13 protein-coding genes are annotated in these 17010 nt (G+C 47.1%); 8 read left to right on the top strand and 5 right to left on the bottom strand.

Annotated elements, in window-relative coordinates; all coding sequences use genetic code 11:
- The first annotated feature begins 295 nt into the window (after positions 1–295).
- The 4 genes from ACN0R8_RS14075 (at position 296) to ACN0R8_RS14090 (ending at position 7966) form a co-directional block, all read left to right on the top strand.
- Complete coding sequence (locus ACN0R8_RS14075) at positions 296–1984, top strand: AMP-binding protein (RefSeq protein WP_417598670.1); 1689 nt, start codon at positions 296–298, stop codon at positions 1982–1984.
- A 246-nt stretch (positions 1985–2230) separates the two neighbouring features.
- Positions 2231–6223, top strand: coding sequence for an ATP-dependent RNA helicase HrpA (hrpA, locus tag ACN0R8_RS14080; protein WP_417598501.1), 3993 nt, complete (start codon positions 2231–2233; stop codon positions 6221–6223).
- Entirely contained in the window at positions 6223–7167 is a 945-nt protein-coding gene (locus ACN0R8_RS14085; protein ID WP_417598503.1) for an alpha/beta hydrolase, read from the top strand. Before hrpA ends, ACN0R8_RS14085 begins: the two co-directional genes overlap by 1 nt.
- Positions 7168–7231: 64 nt before the next feature.
- The gene (locus ACN0R8_RS14090; protein WP_417598505.1) at positions 7232–7966 is read left to right on the top strand and encodes a VacJ family lipoprotein; all 735 of its coding nucleotides are present in this window, start codon (positions 7232–7234) and stop codon (positions 7964–7966) included.
- Between the two features lie 77 nt (positions 7967–8043).
- Here the strand turns inward: ACN0R8_RS14090 and ACN0R8_RS14095 are convergent, their stop codons facing one another.
- Positions 8044–8379, bottom strand: coding sequence for a PilZ domain-containing protein (locus ACN0R8_RS14095; protein WP_417598508.1), 336 nt, complete (start codon positions 8377–8379; stop codon positions 8044–8046).
- Positions 8380–8651: 272 nt separating this feature from the next.
- Here ACN0R8_RS14095 and ACN0R8_RS14100 point away from each other — a divergent pair, with 272 nt between their 5' ends.
- Together ACN0R8_RS14100 and ACN0R8_RS14105 are read left to right on the top strand one after the other, a co-directional pair.
- Positions 8652–9809, top strand: a complete 1158-nt coding sequence (locus ACN0R8_RS14100) for a SpoIIE family protein phosphatase (protein ID WP_417598510.1) — start codon at positions 8652–8654, stop codon at positions 9807–9809.
- 1 nt (position 9810) lies between these two features.
- Positions 9811–10326, top strand: coding sequence for an STAS domain-containing protein (locus tag ACN0R8_RS14105; protein WP_417598513.1), 516 nt, complete (start codon positions 9811–9813; stop codon positions 10324–10326).
- Between the two features lie 87 nt (positions 10327–10413).
- Here the strand turns inward: ACN0R8_RS14105 and tal are convergent, their stop codons facing one another.
- The 3 genes from tal to ACN0R8_RS14120 form a co-directional block, all read right to left on the bottom strand.
- Complete coding sequence (gene tal / locus ACN0R8_RS14110; RefSeq protein WP_417598515.1) at positions 10414–11367, bottom strand: transaldolase; 954 nt, start codon at positions 11365–11367, stop codon at positions 10414–10416.
- A gap of 121 nt (positions 11368–11488) precedes the next feature.
- The gene (dusA, locus tag ACN0R8_RS14115; protein WP_417598517.1) at positions 11489–12511 is read right to left on the bottom strand and encodes a tRNA dihydrouridine(20/20a) synthase DusA; all 1023 of its coding nucleotides are present in this window, start codon (positions 12509–12511) and stop codon (positions 11489–11491) included.
- A 347-nt stretch (positions 12512–12858) separates the two neighbouring features.
- A complete protein-coding gene (locus ACN0R8_RS14120) occupies positions 12859–13431 on the bottom strand; it encodes a DUF4760 domain-containing protein (RefSeq protein WP_417598519.1) in 573 nt (190 codons plus the stop codon).
- A 368-nt stretch (positions 13432–13799) separates the two neighbouring features.
- Between ACN0R8_RS14120 and ACN0R8_RS14125 the strand changes: the two genes are divergently transcribed.
- Both ACN0R8_RS14125 and ACN0R8_RS14130 read left to right on the top strand, forming a co-directional pair.
- Entirely contained in the window at positions 13800–15239 is a 1440-nt protein-coding gene (locus ACN0R8_RS14125) for a GIY-YIG nuclease family protein (protein ID WP_417598521.1), read from the top strand.
- A gap of 65 nt (positions 15240–15304) precedes the next feature.
- Complete coding sequence (locus tag ACN0R8_RS14130; protein WP_417598523.1) at positions 15305–16702, top strand: hypothetical protein; 1398 nt, start codon at positions 15305–15307, stop codon at positions 16700–16702.
- A gap of 104 nt (positions 16703–16806) precedes the next feature.
- On the opposite strand, the gene ACN0R8_RS14135 is transcribed toward ACN0R8_RS14130, so the two are convergent.
- Positions 16807–16986, bottom strand: coding sequence for a hypothetical protein (locus ACN0R8_RS14135; protein WP_417598525.1), 180 nt, complete (start codon positions 16984–16986; stop codon positions 16807–16809).
- Positions 16987–17010 lie beyond the last annotated feature (24 nt).

The raw sequence follows: 17010 nt of genomic DNA on the forward strand, positions 1-17010 counted from the left end.
GGTCTGTTTTCCTTGGGTGATGCTCTTTAGGTATTAATAGATGCTACTTAAGTATTAATAGGTGCTACTTGGGTATTGATAGATGCTACCCTTCAGATATTAGAAGCGGATGATGTTTGAATCGCAAAACGTGATAGTTCAGCTTTATCTGATTAATAAAACAAACGTGCGTTTCAATCGTTTGTTTTACTTTTATTTGTAACTGGTTTATGTTGATGCGTATTAAGACAACAACCTCTGTAGCTCCCTTGCGAAGTGAGCCAATAAAAATAAAGAAACGGGAGAAGAAGTCATGATGAGTCCGTTCTTCAAAGAGCGTTATCCGGAAGGCGTTTCCAGTGAGATCGACCTGACGGCCTATAGTTCCGTGCTGGATGTTCTCGACGAGGCCTGTAAGCGGTTTGCTGACCGCCCTGCCTTTTCCAATATGGGTAAATGCATTACCTTTGCTGAGCTGGATGTCTTAGCCCGTGATTTTGCGGCTTACCTGCAAAACCACCTCGGACTTAAGCCGGGTGAGCGTATTGCGATTCAGCTACCGAACACGCTGCAATATCCGATTGCTTTATTTGGTGCGCTTCGGGCCGGGCTGGTAGTGGTGAATACCAATCCGCTGTATACCGAGCGTGAGATGCGTCATCAGTTTCAGGATTCAGGTGCTAAGGTTCTGGTTGTGCTGGCTAACATGGCGCACCTGGCGGAAAAAGTAATCCCGGATACTGAGATTGAGCACGTGATTATCACCGAACTGGGTGATATGCACAGCTTTGTCAAACGCACGTTGATTAACTCCGTTGTGCGTTATGTGAAAAAAATGGTACCGGGTTACAGTATTCCCAATGCGATAGCTTACCGTGATGTTTTATCTGTCGGGAAAGCATTGCCTTTACAGGAATACCACGCTGATTCCGAAGATCTGGCGGTGCTGCAATATACCGGCGGTACAACGGGTGTCGCTAAAGGTGCTATGTTGAGTCACCGCAATCTGGTGGCGAATATGCTGCAGGCGCGTATCATCCTGAATACCATTCTGGATGAAGGTAAAGAGAGCGTTGTGCTGCCATTGCCTATGTACCATATCTATACCTTTACGGTCAGTCTGGTACTGATGGAATCTGGTAATCACTCCCTGCTGGTAACCAATCCACGGGATCTGCCTGCTTTTGTTAAAGAACTGGCCAAAAATGAGTTCACCGGCTTTGTTGGCCTGAATACCCTTTTTGTGGCACTGGCGAACCGGGATGATTTTAAACAGTTGGATTTCTCTAAGCTTAAACTGACCATCTCCGGCGGTATGGCGTTAACCCACGCGGCAGAAGAAGAGTGGCATGCGATCACGGATTGCCACATTAACGAAGGTTACGGTATGACCGAAACCTCGCCTATTGTGACCTTTAATATTCCGTGCCGCTCTCAGTTAGGCTCCATTGGTCTGCCAGTACCATCAACGGATCTTAAAGTTGTTGATGATAAAGGTAATGACTTGGCCCACGGTGATGTGGGTGAGCTTTGTGTGAAAGGCCCGCAGGTTATGATGGGTTACTGGAACAATGAAGAAGCAACCCGGGATATGATTGATGGTGATGCATGGCTGCATACCGGAGATATGGCTGTTGTTCAGGATGATGGCTTTACTCGTATTGTCGATCGTAAGAAAGATATGATTAATGTTTCCGGTTTTAATGTATATCCCAATGAAGTGGAAGATGTGATCGTCTCCCATAAAGGAATTATTGAAGCGGCTGCAATCGGTGTTCCGGATGAAAAAACCGGTGAAGCGATCAAAGTATTCCTGGTACGTCGTGATGAAAATCTGACGGTTAAAGAGGTTCAGGAGTATTGCCGGAGTCATCTGACAGGTTATAAAGTGCCTAAGCAGGTTGAGTTCCGCGATGAGCTGCCAAAAACTAACGTGGGTAAAGTGCTGCGCCGTACACTGCGGGATGAAGAGCTGGAAAAGCTTAAACAGCAAGAGATTGCCTGACGCAGACATATTTATTTGGGTTATGTGGTGATTTCAGATTAAGGGGCTTCGGCCCCTTTTTTGCGTTTTCAGTTAGGTTGCCGGCTACAGCGTGAGGCCTGACGGCAGCGCAAATCAGGTTGTCCTGTAAATCCTCTGTGTTTTTCAATGAAACAGGGTAAAATGCCGCCCTTCAATTGTGATATCCCTAGCGATCGCTATGTTTTACCGTACACGCGTTGAGTTTCTCCAGAGGTTTTTTCCTGCATGGCTTCAGACAAAATTCCAACCCCAGTAACACCACAGCCGTCCGGCAATGGTAAACAGGCTAATTCAGCTGAAAAAAAGCCTGATATTCGCCGGATTAATGCTTTGCTGGATAACGTGTTGTTGAAGGACCGCTTCCGCCTGCAACAAAGCTGGCGTCAGGCGCAGAAGCAGAATGATGCGGAAAAACAGCAGAAGTTGGCCGGGCAGATTATGCGTTCGGCAGAAAAAGCAGCCCAGCGCGCCCGGTTGATTCCTAAAGTGGAATATCCGGAAAACCTGCCGGTCAGCCAGAAAAAAGAAGATATTGCTGAAGCGATCAAAAATAATCAGGTGGTGGTGATTGCAGGGGAAACCGGTTCGGGTAAAACGACTCAGATCCCTAAAATCTGCCTGGATTTGGGCTTAGGTGTTAAAGGTCTGATCGGCCACACTCAGCCTCGCCGACTGGCGGCCAGAACGGTTGCCGATCGCGTGGCAGAAGAACTCAAGGTGCCTTTGGGTGAGCAGGTGGGTTATCAGGTACGTTTTACGGACCAGGTGACAGAGAACACCCTGGTTAAACTGATGACCGACGGTATCCTGCTGGCGGAAACCCAGAATGACCGTTTCCTGAACCGTTATGAAGTGATTATTATCGATGAGGCCCACGAGCGCAGCCTCAATATCGACTTCCTTCTGGGGTATCTGAAGCAGCTGTTGCCCAAGCGGCCTGATCTGAAATTGATTATCACCTCCGCAACCATTGATGTGGAGCGCTTTTCCAGACACTTCAGTAACGCCCCTGTGATCGAGGTCTCCGGCCGTACTTTCCCGGCGGATGTACTTTATCGTCCTTTAATGGACCTGGAGGAAGATGAAGGGCGCGATTTTGATCAATACCTGCATCAGGGCATTCTTGAAGCGGTGGAGGAGATTGAACAGATCGAGCGTGAACGCAAATGGGCCACCGGCCCCCGTGATATTCTGATTTTTCTGCCTGGTGAACGGGAAATACGGGAAACCGCAGATGTTCTACGCCGGGCTAACCTGCGCGGTACGGATATTTTGCCGCTGTATGCGCGCTTAAGTGCCAAAGAACAGAATAAGGTGTTTCAGTCTCACTCTGGCCGTCGTATTGTGCTCTCCACCAATGTTGCTGAAACCTCCCTCACGGTGCCGGGCATCCGTTATGTGATCGACCCCGGTACTGCCCGGATAAGCCGTTATAGCTACCGCTCTAAGGTGCAGCGCCTTCCGGTGGAAGCAATCTCTCAGGCTAGTGCCAATCAGCGTAAAGGGCGCTGTGGTCGTATTGCTGAAGGTTGCTGTATCCGGTTGTACAGTGAAGAAGATTTTATGGGGCGACCTGAGTTTACGGACCCCGAGATTCGTCGTACCAATCTGGCATCGGTTATTCTGCAGATGTTGAATTTGCGACTGGGCAAGATCGAGTCCTTCCCCTTTGTTGATAAACCGGACAATCGCTTTATTCGTGATGGCTTTCGCCTGCTGCATGAGTTGGGTGCAGTGGACGAAAAAGAGCGGCTGACTAAAAATGGCCGTATGTTGGCACGTTTACCTATCGATCCGCGTATTGGTCGTATGGTGCTCTCCGGGGCCGAGCATGGTGCCTTGAATGAAGTTCTGATCATTGCCAGTGCCCTGAGTGCCCAAGACCCCAGGGAGCGCCCGCACGACAAACAGCAGGCCGCGGATGAGAAACACAAGCAATGGAGGGATGATAATTCCGATTTCCTTGCTTATGTGAACTTATGGAACGGATATGAAGAGCAACGGCAGGATCTGACCAATAGCCAGTTCCGCAAATGGTGCCATAAAAACTTCCTTTCCTATCTGCGTATGCGGGAGTGGCGGGATGTACATCATCAGCTAAAACTGATGAGTAAAGAGCTGAAACTGGAGTTCAATAGCAATCCTGCGGGTAGTGCAAATCTGCATAAATCCCTGCTGCCAGGTTTGCTCAGCCATCTGGGTATGAAACTGGAAGACCGGGAGTACTTAGGTGCCCGCAACCGTAAGTTCCATATCTTCCCGGGCTCCAGCTTGTTTAAAAAACAACCTAAGTGGCTGATGGCGGCAGAGCTGGTGGAAACCAGCCGGTTATACGCCCGTCAGGTGGCGAAGATTGAGCCTGAGTGGGTTGAGCGCTACGCCAGGCACCTGACCAAGCGCAGCTACAGTGAACCCCACTGGGAAAAGAAGCGGGCTCAGGTTGTCGCCGATGAGAAAGTGACACTCTATGGTCTTCCTGTGGTGCCGGGGCGCCGGGTTCATTATGGCCCCATTGATCCAGATGTTTCCCGGGAGATCTTTATCCGTAGTGGGTTGGTGGAAGGCGAGTACGACAGCAAAGCCCCGTTTTACCATTACAACCGGCAGGCCATCGCTGATGTGGAGCAGTTGGAATCCAAGGTGCGCCGCCGGGATATTCTGGTGGATGATGATACCTTATTCCGCTTTTATGATGAGCGTATTCCTGCAGGGATATATAACGGTGCCAGTTTTGAAAAATGGCGGAAAACCGTTGAAAAGGAAAATCCGCAAACGCTGTTCTTTGATCCGAACTCTCTAAAGCAGAGGGAGCCGGATGAAATTGCACTTGAGAGCCAGTATCCGGATCAGCTCGGCCTTGAGGGAATGCGCCTGGCGCTGGATTACAAGTTTGAACCTGATAATAAACAGCAGGACGGTGTGTGTATCCAGGTGCCGGTGGCAGGTCTGCAGCAGGTGAATGAGCACCGTTTGGAGTGGCTGGTGCCTGGGATGCTACGGGAGAAATGCATCGCTCTGATCAAGAATTTGCCGAAGCAAGTGCGGAAGAACTTTGTGCCAATTCCTGATTATGTTGATCAGATTTTGCCATTACTGGAGCCCTGTGATGAGCCGTTGACGGATCATCTTGCGGAGCGTTTGCGCCGGAAAACAGGGCTAAGGGTCGATCCGGCATTATGGCAGGCCGACTCCCTGGAGCCTCATCTGCAAATGCTGATTCAGGTTGTGGATGCCAAAGGAAAGGTTATCGGGCAATCCCGGCGATTGGCAGAACTGGTGGAGCAGTTTTCCGGTCACTCTGTTGAACAGGTGCGTATCAGTGGTGATGAAAGTTTTAAACGTCAGGGACTAACCCAGTGGCCGGAAGATCTGAGTTTGCCCCATGTACTGGAACAGGAGCAGCAGGGGATTGTCCTGAAAGCCTTTCCGGCACTGGTGGATAGAAAAACATCCGTGGATGTCAGCCTATTTGACCTTCAGGCTGAAGCCGATGCCTGCCATTGGCCCGGTGTACGGCGTCTTTTAATGCTGGCATTGCCTCAGCAGGTGAAATGGATTGAAAAATCTCTGCCGCAGCTGAATCAAACCGCTCTGTTGTTTAACAGTTTGGGTAAAAAAGAGCAGTTTGTGCAGGACCTGCAGCTGGCGACATTTGACCGGGTATTTAAAGCGGATCATGTCTTCAGGTCTGCGGAACTACCCAGAGATAGTAAGGCGTTCGATGCTTTGCTAAAGGGTAAGAAAGACCTGATCGGTAAAGATGCAGAAGCTTTATTAAACCTCAGCCATACTATTCTCAAATTAAATCATGAGATTCAGAAGCGCTTAAAAGGTAAAATCCCCTTGGCTCTGGCGTTTATTTACAGTGATATCCGGAGTCAGCTGGAACATCTGGTCTATCCTGGTTTCTTACACATAACCGGGCCTGAATGGCTTGAGGCACTGCCGCGCTATCTGGAGGGTATTCTGATTCGTCTGGATAAAGCAGGTATCAATCGTGGGCGTGATCAGCTCTGGAGTCAGGAACTGGCGGAACTTTGGGAAAAGTACCAGACAAAGTCAGAACAGCTGAAACAGCGTGAAGGCAGCGCCCATCGACTGTTACCTTTCAGATGGATGTTAGAAGAGTACCGAATATCTCTGTTTGCACAGCAACTTGGCACGGCAACACCAGTATCGGCAAAACGACTGGATAAATTATGGAGTGAGTTAACCTGATGGCTTTAGATCGCCAAATTATTGAAGAGCGTATCTCTTTACCCGTGACCCCGATGATGACAGCGGGGCTGCATCGTTTTACACCTCGTAATGGAGAGGTGAAAGGGACGGTGCTTATGCTGCACGGCCTGATGCAGGGAAGTGATGTGTTCTTTGATCAGGTAAGGGGTGGAGGTCTGGCCTACTACCTGGCTGAGAAAGGCTATGACGTGTTTGTTTGTCAGTTACGTGGGCGTGATGCTTCCAATGAGCAGCTTAAGCTTGAGCCTTTTGGCCTTAAGCAGGTGCTTTTGGAGGATTTGCCATTGTTATGGTCGTCCGTGGAAAAACGCTGTCGTCATCAGGATATCTACCTGGTGGGCTATCAGTTTGGCAGCTTGCTGTGGAGTGCGATGATTGCACGGCAGCCTGATATTTTGGAAAAAGTGCGCGGGATTATGCATTTTTGTCCGCAACGGGCATTGGTTCCCAGCGGCAAGCGTAAAAATTTCTGGTATGAGTTTTTGGAACATCGCATGATGCCCCGGCTTGGGAAATTGATGGGGTTTGTACCCTCCCAGCGTTTCAAAATTGGCAAGCAGAATGAGTCTTTACCACTTTACTCTGATGCCCTTGAATGGCGGACCGATGAATGGGTCGATCAATGGGACGGTTTTGACTATTTGGCAGCCATGGAGGGACTGAATCTCCCGCCAAGTCTGTATTTTGTTACTCTTAAACAGGCCTGGCGAGGCTTAGAGCATGACTGTCGGGCCTATATGTTTGAGCTGGGCAACCATAATGGCCGTATGATTAAGCTGGGAGCTAAAGTGGGGAATAAGGCCAATTATGCCCGCAATGAGTTATGCACACATTTGAAAGCGGAAGAGGACTACTTTCCGTTAATTCTGGAATGGATGAAAGAAATTTTGCCTCAGAAAGAAGGTGTTTCTGCAGCTTTCTGATTGACTCTGTGGCAGTTATCTCTGCTTTTCGGTGGTCGCTCTTCAGCAACGTCTGGGTTTTTTGATGCGTTATTTGTTAGCAAAAACATCTTTTATCTTCAGTTTGTATTTTTTCTCTCAGGTGGCTTTAGCAAGTGATGAGAGAGATCCCTGGGAAGGGTGGAATCGTAATGTACATGCATTTAATGAAGTTATGGATACCTATGTTGCAAGGCCTGTTGCTATAGGGTATCGCTTTATTACTCCGCGCTTTGTCCGTACCGGTGTGAGCAACTTCTTCAGTAATCTGGGCGAAGTGCCTACTGCGGTGAATGATCTGTTGCAGGCAAAACCCGGAGATGCACTGAGATCATCCGGCCGCTTTGTTATTAACTCCACGGTTGGGGTTGTTGGGCTTTTTGATGTCGCTAGTTGGCTCAACATAGAGGAACACCGTGAAGACCTTGGGCAGACATTGGCTGTTTGGGGTGTTGGAAGTGGCCCATATGTAGTGATCCCCTTTCTGGGGCCCAGCACGTTGCGGGACTCTCTGAGCATTTATCCGAATTATCAGTTAGGCCTGATCCGGTATGCACCGCTGACAGAAGAAGAGACCTATGGTGTTCTGGCTTTGGATCTGGTGCATCGACGGGAGAGTCTTCTGAATAAAGAAAGCCTGATAAGCGGTGATAAGTATGTTTTTTATCGGGATGCTTATCTTCAGAGCCGGAACTACGAGATCAAAGATGGTGAGGTTGAGGATAGCTTTGATGCAGAGTTTGATGATTTCGACAATATCGACTTTGATGATGATTTCTGAATCTGTTTTAACGCGCAGCCACAGAGCCGGTATCTGAAGCAGAGCGTGTCTCAATAGCCCGGATAGACCATCTTTGATCAGAGAATTTCTACAATTTTCAGGCCTGCGCAGTAGCGCGGAGTGTCGTGTGAATGACTCTGATCTTCTCTTGTGTCCTGTTGGTAGTATTCAACCCGGGTGACCTCCACTCTTGCCTCAAAAGGCTCTTTTCCCAGGTGCTCTTTTAGCCTGAAAAAAGCTTGGGCACCGGTGGTGATCTTTTGGCAAAAAAGGACTTTGGCACCCGTGGTGCTGAGATCAAGACACTGGCCGTCCAGCTGGCTTTGTGCGTCTGAAAATCTCAGCTCGCAGTTCAGGTTGAGCCGTGTTCTTGGAAAAGCCCTTTTTTCACCTGTCGGTAGAAAAAACTCCATGCCCAAATCCCCCTTGCCAGCAAATAAATATTTAAAGTATTACATTTTTTACAGCACGTAAACCAAGGCCGATCTTCATTTCACTTGTCTGTGATAGGGTTTACACTAATTGGTGTAAGTTACTTCATGATATGCAGTACTTATTGACGCAGAACAAAGCCTGTGTGCAGCTCAGGTAGTACAACCCTAACGTGAATTTCAGGATGACGTTAACGCATAGCAACAGACCGGCTAAGCCATTACCTGAAATACTCTAAGGATATTTGGAATTTATGCTTACACCCTTGATGGATGCAGTTTATGTCCCTGCCTTTTCTGCAGACAAGCCTCTTTCTCCTGAGCTCGTTGAGGCTCTGAATCCTACCGTCTTGCCTGGGCTTCGCTCTCCGGCGGAACTGCCTCAATCTACTCGGCTGGTTATTTATGAAATAACCGGTCCGAATGATCTCTTTTCTCTGGAAAGCTGGCTCGTTGCCCCTCGTTTATATGCTCTTGTGGTTATCAGCAACGATGATCAGTCAGAGACACTGATGAAGGCTCTTGAGGCTGGTGCTGACGAGTATTTGCTTAACCCTGAGCAAAACATTTCCCTTGCAGTGTTGGTGCTGCAACGAGCCGTCAGCCGGAAACAAGCATTATTGCAAAGTCAGCAAACCTATGATGAGTTAGAAAAACTCAATCTTGAGCTGATGACCAGCCTGGATCTGCTGCAGCAGGATCAACAAGCGGGACGCTATGTACAACAAAAAATGTTGCCGGAGACACCCTGGTCATTCCATCCCCATAATTTTTCTTACATGATTTGTCCGTCACTCTATCTAAGTGGTGACTTTGTCGATTATTTTCCTGTGGGTAAGCATCAGGTTATGTTTTATCTTGCTGATGTCTCCGGTCATGGCGCATCTTCTGCCTTTATCACCCTTCTGTTACGGGTTTATATACGCCGTTACGCCAAAAGGGCTTTTAAGCTTGGGGGGCAGATATCACTGGCTGATATTCTGGCAAGAGTAAACAGTGAGCTTCTTGAAACGGGTTTAGGCAAGCACCTGACGATTTTTCTTGGCCTGATGGATAGTCGGAGTCTGCAGTTACGCTACTGTAACGGTGCTCACTTTCCTTATCCTGTTCTGTTTGATGAGGAGCAGGGAGCCAGATATCTTAAGGGTAAAGGTATGCCTGTAGGACTTTTTGCAGATGCGGCCTATGAGGAGTTTGAGTTATTGTTGCACCCGCGATACCATCTCACACTCTTTTCGGACGGTGTGTTTGAAGTGATCAAAAAAAGCTCTCTGGTGGAAAAAGAGAAATGTTTGCTGGAGATAGCAACTCAATTTGCAGGGCGACATGACGCTATGGTGAAACACTTTACCGAGTTAGGCATGCAGGATGCCCCTGACGATGTCAGCTTATTGGCGGTATCAGGTTCTTAATATGCAAGAAGGCAAAATACTGGTTGCGGAAAACCGCGGTGTTTATGTACTTAAATTTATAGGTGATGTACGCCTGACACTGTGCTCAACCATAGATTCGTTGCTGAAACGAATTTTTGGCGGTGATGATCTGAAATCTGTGGTGATTGATCTGACTGAAACTGAGGGTATTGATAGTACCGCTTTGGGTTTACTGGCAAAGATTGCGGTCAATGCTAAAGAGGCGATGTCCCGTAAGCCTATGATCGTATCAACCCGGGATGATATTACCCGGGTGCTGGATAGCATGGGATTTGATCACTATTTTAATCTGCGTTATCAGCCTATCGCTCTGGATTATTCTCTGGAGGAAGCTCCGGTGTTGGATGATGAATGTGCTGACAGTATTCGCCAGAAAGTGATTGATGCGCACCGTATCTTGATGGGGTTGAACCCGCGTAATAAAGAAGAATTTGAGCCGGTCGTTTTTGCGTTGGAAAACTGCAAAGTAACGCCGGACTTTAAGAGTTTTCACTAAGTCGGCTGGGTTTATTACTGGCGATAGTTTGCCCTGAACCGGCTTATGCAAAGGCTGGTTCAGGGTTTTTGTTTTTTTGTCTGAAACTTAAAACAGTGGTGCCAGTAAAGTTTCCAGCTTGGCCTGATCCGCAGCGAACTGGCGGATACCCTCTGAAAGTTTCTCTGTTGCCATGGTGTCCTGGTTCATCTGCCACCGGAACACGGCTTCGCTCAGAGGCTTCGGTCGTGGCGTCTGAGATCCATCTGTCTGAAGATTACGTTCCAGAGGTGCATCATCGGCAGCCAGCTGCTCCAGTAATGCCGGACTGATGGTCAGGCGATCACAACCTGCCAGTTGTTCGATCTCGCTGGTATTGCGAAAGCTCGCGCCCATCACAATAGTGTCGTATGCGTGCTGTTTGTAGTAACTGTAGATGCGCTGGACTGACATCACGCCAGGGTCTTTGTCACCGGTGAAATCTTGATCGGGATAGGCTGCTTTATGCCAGTCCAGAATACGGCCGACAAAAGGAGAGATCAGGGTAGCTCCGGCCTCGGCACAGGCGATAGCCTGGGTTTGAGAGAAAATAAGCGTCAGATTACAGGTGATACCCTCCTGCTCCAAAATCTCTGCGGCTTTGATACCTTCCCAGGTCGCAGCTATTTTAATCAGTACCCGCTCACGTCCTACGCCTTGCTCCTGATAAAGCGCTATCAGGCGCCGTGCTTTCTCAACGGTCGCCCGGATATCAAACGAGAGGCGAGCACTAACTTCGGTTGATATATATCCGGGAATGATGCCGCTGATCTGAGCACCAATAGCAACCGCGATTCGGTCAACGGTGTAATCTTTTTGCTGTTCAGGGTCAGGGGTTTCCTGCTGGGCTCGCTCTACCGCCTGTTTAATCAGATTCTGATATCCGGGTTTATCGGCTACTTTAAGCACCAGTGACGGGTTGGTGGTTGCGTCCTGTGGTTTTAGCTGTTCGATGGCATCAATATCGCCGGTGTCGGCTACGACAACCGTCATTTGACGCAGTTGTTCCAGTTTACTGGCCATGGTGATTTTACCTGCGGTTCGTTAAGTTCTTTATTTTTAAAGAGAATTCAACAGAACCGCAATAGCACTAAGGTGGTGCAGGTCGTATTTTCTGAAGTGCATCACGATCTATGGCACGTTTTTACTCGCTGAAGGCGGCATCCTGTATCGCCTGTTCAGAAACCAGCGCCATCGCCTGTTCCAGAACCTCTGGGCCTGCACCCTCTTTATAAGCATTTTCACTGATATGGCGGCGGAACTTACGCCCCCCCGGACAGCCCTGGAAAATACCCAGTAGGTGACGGGTGATATGGCCCAGATAGGTGCCCTTTGAGCGCTGCTGTTCAATATAAGGCAGCATTTTGGCCAGTGCATCATGACGGCTGATAATCGGCGTATCCAAACCAAAGATGTTACGGTCTACTTCCGCTAAAAGATAAGGGTTCTGGTAGGCTTCACGACCCACCATAACGCCATCGACCTGCTCCAGGTGCGTTGCCATCTGATCAAAGGTTGTGATACCGCCATTGATCATGATCTCAAGCTCCGGATACGCCTGCTTCATGCGATAAACCAGGTCATAATCCAGAGGCGGTACGTCGCGGTTTTGCTTGGGGCTTAAGCCCTCAAGCCAGGCTTTACGGGCGTGCAGCGTAAAACTTTTGCAACCGGTGGCAGCGACTGTTTCGATAAACTGAGGCAGTGTTTCTTCCGGGTTCTGTTCATCAATACCGATACGACACTTAACGGTGACCTCTACATCGCTGGCTGACTGCATCGCAGAAATGCACTCGGCAACAAGCCCTGCATGCCCCATCAAACAGGCCCCGATCATATTATTCTGCACCCGGTCACTGGGACAACCTACGTTCAGATTGATCTCGTCGTAACCAAACGCTGCTCCTTTGGCACTGCATTTCGCCAGATCATCAGGGTTACTGCCACCCAGCTGAAGCGCCACCGGGTGCTCCTCCTGGTTATACGCCAGAAAACGATCTGGGTCCTTACCGAACAGAATCGCACCTGTGGTTACCATCTCGGTGTACAGCAGCGCCTCTTTGGACAGCAAACGAGCAAAGTATCTGTAGTGTTGGTCAGTCCAATCCAACATGGGGGCGACAGAAAAACGGCGATGGCGGCTAATTGGGCTTTTTTCAGTATTCATGCAGGTTTCAGCGGGTTCTATTCAGTTGAGTTTTCACTGTGGGTACTCTGAAATACCCCAGAATATCGAAATGAGTGCACCATTATTGTACCAAGTACACAGCTGAGAATGATTCTCTCAAGGACTGGTGTGCTGATGGCGATTTTTCAAAAACGTGGTACACGATGGCGTGCCATTGTACGCAAAAAAGGGCACCCAACACAGAGCAAAAGTTTCACGATAAAATTAAGCACATGGTCAGAAAAATGGTTGTTGGGGGAGATAGTCTGGGGTTTTCTTGTGAACAATCGAATGCGATCAGAAGTTATCCTGCTGAGCAATTTTCAAAAAATGCAAATTGCTCGGTTTTATCTTTTACGCTTGGCTTTTAGCGGTTTGTCCTGCCATTTCTGAGCCAGCGCTTCAAATTCACACCACGTAGTAGGCCGCTGATTCTGACGTCTGACATTTTCAATGTAGGGCTGGCAGAATTCGTACATATGCACCAAAGTTGAGTAACTAGAATCTTTAAGGATTGCTTCATCATAGATGCCCCGCTTAACACCAACGGCAACATACTCGTAGTAGTTCAAGACGTAATTGATCGACGCAGCTTGATCTCTTTTGGTCTGGTCGTTGGACAGGTCGTAGGCGAATTGTGCAAGTTCAACCGTAGAATCTTTGTGTAACTGGCTAATGGTTTTTATGCCGTCACGAAGTTTTTTGTCATTTTTGGAGTTGAAAATGACATCAGCAGAGTTTTTGCGGCGGGTCATCTGTCGGGCAGAAAATACTGCCCAGGCTGCGAAAAAAGCAGTCAGGACAATCGCTGTAGTCTGAACCCAAAAGCCTATGCTCTCTCCCAAAAACAAAGAGGCCTGCTGTGTGGCCTCTTCTGCTATGGGTTTAATAAAGCCTTCAGCGTCCTTTGTGGAAGGCATCTTCGTCACTAGAAGCCCTCGTAATCATCACTTCTGTACGGCATGGTCTCACCCCTTAGGTAAGTTAGTTGGCGGGCTACAAGCAAAGCTTGTAGTCAACAACCCCAGTTTAACCGGAGTTAACCCTGTCTCTCAAATTATTTGTTACGGTAATCTTGTGTATTGTTCTCAATCTGCAACGAAAACCGTGGCGATTTTTTGTGAGATTGCCAGATGCAACGCACACTCAAGATTTATCTAATGCGATCAGGGATGAATAAATGACAAATATCAAAAGCAGCAATACCAATGCTTGCTTAGCTGTAGTGGAAAATCATGATTCTACCCTTACAATCATTCTTTAAATAAATATCTAAAAGGATGCGATTATGGATGGATACGTGTTTTTAACTATTTCAGGTTTTTTTGTAGGCCTTCTTCTAGGGCTTTTCTTAGCAAATAAAAAACGGAAAGCCATAATCTCTGAAGCTGAACGCAAAGGGGAAGAAATTGTAACGGAGGCTGAGTCTCGATCAAGTGTACTGATTAATTCAGCACGACTTGAAGCCGAAACCTTGGTCACTTCCTCGAAACAAGAGGCTCAATCAAGATTAGCCGCTTCAAAACGAGAAGCTAGGGAGCTAATAGACAATGCCAATTCAGCTGTTTTAAGCTGCGAGCGCAGGCAAGAAAAGCTCAATGCGGCTAATTTGGAGCTTAGATCCCGCCTCCAAAAATCAAGAGAATTTCTGGAAGACATTACAGACCGGTGTTCCCGTATTGCCGCTGACGTTGAGATCCTGAATGAAGATGATTTATCGACCAGTAAATCTTATCAGGAAGACCGTAAGGCAGTACAAAAACGCCTTAAAGAATTAGCGGTTAATGCTATTGATGGTGTTAAGGGTAGTAATTCGGATGTCAATATTGGCAACTTTGTTGCTATTTCTGCCAAGTCTGATATGGCAGGAGCTTTACTGCTTACTACCGTTGATATGCTTTGCTCAAAAGTGACCGCTAATAATGGGCATCAGGCTATGGAAAAGCTCACGGAGTCTATTGTTGCTGCTGAAGCCTTGGTCAAGTGCCTGGATAGCCGTAGTGTGGTGAATCAGGAATTCCGTGATTTGCTGGTTAAAAGGCTGGAAGTTGAGATCAATTATAAGAAAGCTCGTCAGCTGGCCAAAGAGCAGCAGGCTGAATTGAGAGCGCAGGAACGGGAAGAGAAAAAAGCACGTCAGGAAGCGGAAAAAGCTCAGAAAGCGGCAGAGAAAGAAGGGCAAATTAAGCAGGACGCTATTACAGAGCTTGAGCGGAGAATGGCTGAAGAAGGTGAGGCTGAACGAGCAGCACATCAGGAGGTGCTGGATAAGCTGAAAGCTGAACTTGAGGAAGCTCATCAGCGGTTAGAGCGGGCCAGAAGCCGAGCGCAGGATACCAAGCAAGGCCACGTTTATGTGATTTCCAACATCGGTAGCTTTGGTGAGGATGTGCTCAAGATCGGTATGACACGCCGTTTGGAACCAATGGATCGTGTTAAAGAGCTGGGGGATGCCAGTGTGCCGTTTACCTTTGATGTTCACGCCTTGATTGAATCTGATGATGCACCAGCCTTGGAAACCATGCTGCATCAGGTCTTTGACGACCGCAGGGTAAACCGGGTTAATCGTCGGAAAGAGTATTTTAAAGTGCAACTTGATGAGATCGAGCAGCAGCTTGAGAAGCTGGGTGTAGAGGCGTTGATCAATAAAGTTGCCAGTGCTGACGAATACTACCAATCGATAAAGCTAGGAAAGACCTCAGAGCCAGGTGAGGTGGTCCCTGCATAATTGCATGTTTAACCGATATGCAGATCTGCGTATCATTTTTTATGACTATTGAAAGGGATGTTGATATGATTTTTAAAAAAATTAATGAAGTTGATGGCTATTTAACAGATGGTGTTGGAAATAAATTTCAAGCTGTTGTTCAATATACCGAACCTAACCCTATCAGTGGCTCGGAAATTAATATATTTTTTACTTCGGATTTTGTTCCTAAAAAATGGCTTCCTACTCCGATTGGTTTTTTATCGAGTAATAGTGATATTTATTTGGAGAATATTTTTTTTAGGCGAATTCCTTGTGGGATGCCTTTAGGTAGGAAATATGGGGCCTTTGAGGCGGATGTCAGAATGGTTGATAAAATAACCAAGACTGAAACTTATGGTTCTTCACCTTCGCTCTCAATGTTTTTTTCTAGAAATAATCTTCTATACTCAATATACAATACATATTTTCCGCATTTAGGTGATTTTCAAAATCTGAAGAGAATTTTAATTAAAGATATTGATATTTCTGGTCGTAACTTTTCACTGTCTATTGAGTGCATAGGTATTCCTGAATCTTGCGGAAAGATTTCTTACTATAGTTACTACACTTTTGATTGCAACTCCCCTTACATTAATGATGATTGGCTGATCAGCCATCGAGAAGAAGTAGATGGCATTAAAATTATTATGAGTTTATTTGCTCGCCAGATGACTAAGTTTAATGGTTATCGTTATACCTCTGATGAAAAGCATGTAACTCAAATTAAAGACCCTACTGGCATAAAGGATGCTGAATTTCCTCACAATGAGAATAATTCTGAACAATTTGAATACCTTGTGAATTCGTCAGCTATTTTTGAAGAAAAGTTTCCTCAGGCAGTTAGCGGATATTTAGATCTTGATAAAGAAATAAGATATAGCATAAAAAAACTAATCGCCGCTATAAATCCTCATGTAAGAATGAGCGATGCTCAACACTTTTTCTTTATGTTTTCTGTGTTAGAAGATTTTGCAGTTGGCTGGTTTAGAAGTACTGTGGAACACACTTTTGCTGAGTCTGAAAATTCTGCGTTCTATACAAAGCTTCAAGGTGTTTTTTCTGACTTGTCGGGATTCGAAAAGAGGGAGAGGCAAAGAATTAAGGGTTTCATGAGTGGCGTTAGAAAAAATTCAAAATCCTCAAAAAAGAAAGTGGAAGACTTTCTGAAAGACCACGCATTAACAGTCCACGACTTACTCCCATTGCTAGATGAGGATATTGGTCTTTATACATTGCGAGATAAGATCGGCCATGGGGTTTCCGATGAGATAGACGGCCAACTTATGGCTACCGCAGTATCTCATGCTAGGGTATTACTTGAACGGGTCTGTTTGAAATTCTTAAATGTACCTATTGAGGGCACTTCGGTAGATCCAAGACTGTTGCAGCGTGATATGTTTTTCGATCCACTTTACTTGCAGACGTTAAAGCAAGACGAATAACCATGCTCTGTCGTTATGTAGACCTGCATAACGGGTATACAGAACTGTACAAAGTACAGACCTGCCGGAAGGCGGTTTTTTTCAGCGTCTTTAGAGTAAAACGATTACTGTGCTTTTACTGCATCCTCATCACTCAACGCTTTTATACAGTGTACTGGGTCATTACGCAGGGCGCGCAGCAGAGACTTAGCTGGGCCGGTGGCCTTGCGGATCTCTTTGACCTGAAGGGCATCAACAGTGAACTCACGGGACGGTGCAGGTGCACCGCGCTGGCTCTCATCCATCTACTGAACGCTTTCCATCAGGTC

This window comes from Oceanospirillum sp. (assembly GCF_048265165.1).
In the GTDB taxonomy this organism is placed as follows: Bacteria; Pseudomonadota; Gammaproteobacteria; order Pseudomonadales; family Halomonadaceae; genus Oceanospirillum.